This window comes from Shewanella scandinavica, assembly GCF_031932065.1.
GTDB classification, from domain to species: domain Bacteria; phylum Pseudomonadota; class Gammaproteobacteria; order Enterobacterales; family Shewanellaceae; genus Shewanella; species Shewanella baltica.
The window spans coordinates 1-3,811 of record NZ_JAUOES010000055.1 but is presented as its reverse complement, the minus strand read 5'-3'; the positions used below and the strand labels follow the sequence as shown (position 1 = coordinate 3,811).

3 protein-coding genes and 4 tRNA genes are annotated in these 3,811 nt (G+C 46.5%); 1 reads left to right on the top strand and 6 read right to left on the bottom strand.

Annotated elements, in window-relative coordinates:
• Positions 1-152 precede the first annotated feature (152 nt).
• The 4 genes from Q4Q50_RS22235 to Q4Q50_RS22220 form a co-directional block, all read right to left on the bottom strand.
• Positions 153-228 (bottom strand) — tRNA-Thr (locus Q4Q50_RS22235).
• An 8-nt stretch (positions 229-236) separates the two neighbouring features.
• Positions 237-310, bottom strand: a tRNA-Gly gene (locus Q4Q50_RS22230).
• A gap of 37 nt (positions 311-347) precedes the next feature.
• Positions 348-432: transfer RNA gene (locus tag Q4Q50_RS22225), tRNA-Tyr, on the bottom strand.
• Between the two features lie 8 nt (positions 433-440).
• Positions 441-516 (bottom strand) — tRNA-Thr (locus Q4Q50_RS22220).
• Positions 517-751: 235 nt separating this feature from the next.
• On the opposite strand from Q4Q50_RS22220, the gene coaA reads away from it, so the two are divergent.
• Positions 752-1,702 carry a type I pantothenate kinase gene (gene coaA, locus Q4Q50_RS22215; RefSeq protein WP_011848150.1) on the top strand — a complete coding sequence of 317 codons (951 nt, stop codon included), beginning with the start codon at positions 752-754 and terminating at the stop codon, positions 1,700-1,702.
• Between the two features lie 27 nt (positions 1,703-1,729).
• Here coaA and birA read toward each other — a convergent pair whose 3' ends face one another.
• Entirely contained in the window at positions 1,730-2,689 is a 960-nt protein-coding gene (gene birA / locus Q4Q50_RS22210) for a bifunctional biotin--[acetyl-CoA-carboxylase] ligase/biotin operon repressor BirA (RefSeq protein WP_011982113.1), read from the bottom strand.
• Positions 2,682-3,707: a UDP-N-acetylmuramate dehydrogenase gene (murB, locus tag Q4Q50_RS22205; RefSeq protein ID WP_311901203.1), complete on the bottom strand. Its 1,026-nt coding sequence runs from the start codon at positions 3,705-3,707 to the stop codon at positions 2,682-2,684. The genes birA and murB overlap by 8 nt, the downstream gene beginning before the upstream one ends.
• Positions 3,708-3,811: the final 104 nt, after the last annotated feature.

Sequence of the window (3,811 nt, the reverse complement as noted above, 5' to 3'; positions counted from 1 at the left end):
TGGGGCTTAATACGTTCAAATTTAGCTTTAGCCATGGTAATGCCTCAGTCCAAGAATCTTGGTGATGAAAACTAACATATAGAAAAAATCCGATGCATTAAAATGACATCGAACCGATTATGTTTAGGCGTAGGAGCTAAATTTAGATAGGCTGGTGCTGATAGGCAGATTCGAACTGCCGACCTCACCCTTACCAAGGGTGTGCTCTACCAACTGAGCCATATCAGCAACTAATTTGGAGCGGACAGCGGGAATCGAACCCGCGTTATCAGCTTGGAAGGCTGGAGTAATACCATTATACGATGTCCGCGCAACCTAACTAAGGCTACCTAACTACCTAGAAAAAGTGGTGGAGGGAGAAGGATTCGAACCTTCGAAGGCTGAGCCGTCAGATTTACAGTCTGATCCCTTTGGCCACTCGGGAACCCCTCCACAGAAAATGGTGCCGGCACCAAGAGTCGAACTCGGGACCTACTGATTACAAGTCAGTTGCTCTACCAACTGAGCTATGCCGGCATTATCATTTCGGAACGGGATATTAGGTAAATGCGCTCCCAAGTGCAAGTAAAAAACGTCCATTTACGTAAAAAAAGCGCTTGAACGGTGTTTTTTTACACGTTATCCAACTTTGGCGACCAATTAAACAGCGAATACATCAAACGACGACGGAAACACGACTGCAATCACCCATTTAGTATTGTTCCGAATAATCTCATAGTGTACTGTGCCTTTCCTATGCTGAGGAAAGCCAATGACTTCTAAAAATTCAATTCAAAAAGCACTCTATCTCGCCTTTGAGCGCCTGCAATGGTCTGAGTTACGAGATTCAGTGCCGCTGACGCTGAGTGAGCAAGACTTGGAAAACCTTAGAGGCATAAATGAGAAGATTTCCTTATCGGAAGTCACTGATATTTACCTTCCCCTTAGCCGGCTACTCAATTTAATTGTCAAAGCTAAGCAGCAACGTGGCTTAGTGGTCGATGAGTTCCTTGGGCAAAAGCCATCAAGAAGCCCTTACATCATTAGTATTGCCGGCAGTGTCGCCGTAGGCAAAAGTACCACAGCGCGTATCTTGCAAGCCTTGCTACGGCATTGGCCTGAGCACCCTAAGGTCGATCTAGTCACAACGGATGGCTTTTTGTATCCGCTGGCAGACTTGAAGCGTAAAGGGTTGTTACAACGTAAGGGATTTCCAGAAAGCTACGATATGAAAATGCTGGTTGAGTTTATCTCGGCAGTGAAATCTGGCCAACCCCATGTGAAAGCGCCTATCTATTCACACGTCACCTATGACCGTGTTAAGAATCAGCACCAAACCGTTTCTCAGCCAGACATCTTAATTTTGGAAGGCTTGAATGTACTGCAAACTGGGCTCGACTCCCCCGTCGATACCCGTCGCCCTTTTGTCTCCGATTTTGTCGACTTTTCTATTTATGTCGATGCGGAAGAGCCGTTACTCAAACAATGGTACAAAGAGCGCTTCTTGCAATTCCGCTCTGGCGCCTTCAGTGACAAGAAATCCTATTTTCATCACTATTCGTCGCTAACCGATGATGAAGCCAATACCATTGCCGCCAATATTTGGGACACGATTAACGGTCCCAACCTGCAATTGAATATTCAACCGACCCGTGAAAGGGCGCACTTGATCCTACAGAAAGGTCAGGATCATTTGATGTCCCACGTACTGATGCGCAAATAGTCTTCTGTAAAATAGTCTCTGGGGTGCTTAGCGTGCCCTTAAGCTAATTTCACCGCCGATAAATGCTTGCACACCATCGGCGGTTTCGAGCAATACTGCACCTTGCTCGTCAACACCGCGACAAATCCCTTCGACCGATTTTTCCCCCATAAGCAAGCGTATTTCACGGCCATAAAATAAGTCTGCCGCTTGCCAACGAGCTTTGAATGCAGCTAACCCTTCACGTTCAAACAACTGGATATCGCGCTTCAGTTGCCTCTGTAATTCGATAACAAGCGCAGTCTTATCTGGCATATCGACCAAATCTGACAGGTCACTCCAAGGCTGATCGATACCTTTGCCTTGCTCCTCTGACATCGCCATATTAACGCCAACACCAATGATCAGCTGACACTGACTATCCGCCTGTCCCGACATTTCAATCAAGATCCCAGCAAGCTTCTTGTTATCCAAATAGATATCATTCGGCCACTTAACCCCAATATTCTCGACCCCAAACGATTTAAGCACTTCAACTAGAGTGCACGCCACTACTAAACTTAAACCCATAGCCTGTGCCATTCCCTGCGGGAATGTCCAAAACAATGAGAAGTACAAGTGATGCCCATAGGGCGACACCCAAGTGCGACCTCGGCGACCGCGACCAGCAGATTGATACTCTGCCACGCACACATCGCCATTTTTTAGCTCAGTGGTATGGCTCAGCATAAAGCCGTTGGTGCTTGCGATCTCATCAAAATAAAAACAACGGTTATCAATTGACTGCACTAAACGTGAAGCATCAATCAAAGAGATGGGATTGGCTAACTTATAGCCGCGACCCTTAACGCTATAAATTGCCACACCATAAGTTTCTAACGCATCAATGTGCTTATTTACTGCGGCGCGCGAAATCCCAAGTTCTGTGGCTAGCTGCTCGCCTGAAACAAATTGACCGCTAGACAATAACGCTAATATCTGGCGCTTTCTTCCCCAATTATCAGACATACAAATCTCCTTCACCGTTAGCGCCCATGATTCTAGGTTCAGCTTCTAGCACAACACCAAATTTATCCTGTACTTGCGCAATAACATGCAGCGCTAAGCGACAAATATCGCGCCCCGTTGCCCCGCCTCTATTCACTAATACCAAAGCTTGTTTGTCATGCACAGCAGCATTACCAAGCACAAAACCTTTCAGTCCCGCTTGTTCAATCAACCAACCTGCCGCCAATTTCACCGTTGCATCCGCTTGTGCGTAACCCACTATCGTCGGAAAACGCTGTGCTAAATCTAGATAACAGGCCGCGCTGACAATAGGATTTTTAAAGAAACTGCCTGCATTGCCGAGCACAGCAGGATCGGGGAGCTTTTCACTGCGAACTTGGCATACACGCTCAAAGATCTCACGGGCTGTAACGGTTGCTGGATCAAACGATTGCAGTGGACCATAGGCCAAACGCGGTTGCCAACGTTTAACTAAGCGCAGTCCGACTGCTGTCACTACGGCAAGATTGCGTAATTTGTCTTTGAAAATAGACTCACGGTAAGCAAACTGACACTCAGCTGTGCTTATACGCACGAACTCGCCTGAGGGTAAATCAAGATACTCAACCCAATCACATACATCACAGAGTTCAACACCATAAGCGCCAATATTCTGGATAGGTGCTGCGCCAACAGTTCCAGGAATTAACGCCATATTTTCCAGCCCAAACATGCCATGCTCGAGCGTAAACTGAATTAACTCATGCCAATTCTCACCCGCCTCAACCTCGAGATAAAAAGCTTCTGCGTCTTCAGATACTTTTATCCCCTTCGATAAAATCCTGACAACTGTACCGTTAAAGTCCTCTGTGAAGACCAGATTGCTACCGCCACCAAGCACCAACATAGGCAATTGCTGTTGCCATAGTGGCAAACACATCGCCTGAACAGCTTCTTTTGAGTGCACCTCAACAAGATCGGCGCAAGACTGGGCTAAACCAAAGGAATTAAACGATTTAAGGCTATGAGCTAGAGACATGTGTTTGATCAATGACGACAAAAACACATTGTAACTGCTAAAAGCGAGGATTGCAGCTAACGCGGAGGACATGTATTGATGAAAAAGTCATCGTGGAGTAGGCA